The sequence below is a fragment of the Methylobacterium sp. WL19 genome, assembly GCF_008040005.1.
Taxonomy (GTDB): Bacteria; Pseudomonadota; Alphaproteobacteria; order Rhizobiales; family Beijerinckiaceae; genus Methylobacterium; species Methylobacterium bullatum.
The window spans coordinates 1-814 of record NZ_VRVC01000291.1 but is presented as its reverse complement, the minus strand read 5'-3'; the positions used below and the strand labels follow the sequence as shown (position 1 = coordinate 814).

The window sequence follows — 814 nt, the reverse complement described above, 5'->3', positions numbered from 1 at the left end:
TGGTCGAGGTTATGGCCATCGACCGGGCCGACATAGTGGAAGCCCATCTCCTCGAACATCGTGCCGCCGCCCACCACCAGGGAGCGGGCGTACTCTTCCGCCGCCGCCGCACGCTGGTAGATCGCCTTCGGCAGGAGCTTGCCGAGCTGCTTGGCGGTCTCGCGCAGGCCGCGATAGGTCCCGCCCGAGGCGAGCCTGGCGAAATAGGCCGACATCGCTCCCACCGGCGGGGCGATCGACATGTCGTTGTCGTTCAGGATCACGATCAGGCGCGAATGCAGCGCCCCGGCATTGTTCATCGCCTCGTAGGCCATGCCCGCCGACATCGAGCCGTCGCCGATCACCGCGATCATGTTGCGGCGCCTGGGCGCGGGCGCGCCCTTGGCCTTGGCCGACGCCTCGTCGAGGTCGCGCGCCACCGCCATGCCGAGCGCCGCCGAGATCGAGGTGGAGGAATGCGCCGCCCCGAACGGGTCGTAGACGCTCTCCGACCGCTTGGTGAAGCCCGACAGCCCGCCCGGCTGGCGCAGCGTCCGGATCCGGTCGCGCCGCCCCGTGAGGATCTTGTGCGGATAGGCCTGGTGCCCGACATCCCACACGATCCGGTCGTCGGGCGTCTCGAACACGTGATGCAGGGCCACCGTCAGCTCGACCACGCCCAGACCCGACCCGAGGTGACCGCCCGTCACCGACACCGCGTCGATCATCTCCTGACGCACAGCGTCCGCCACCGCCTGAAGCTGGCTCTCGGGAAGCGCGCGAAGAGCAGACGTCTCGTCAAGCCCGTCGAGGATCGAGGTTTCTATCCGTGACA

1 protein-coding gene is annotated in these 814 nt (G+C 68.8%); it reads right to left on the bottom strand.

All coding sequences use genetic code 11. The features are described from left to right. A partial coding sequence (locus FV220_RS25150; RefSeq protein ID WP_281406109.1) for a 1-deoxy-D-xylulose-5-phosphate synthase N-terminal domain-containing protein occupies nucleotides 1–806 on the bottom strand: 806 nt, incomplete at its 3' end. Nucleotides 807–814: the final 8 nt, after the last annotated feature.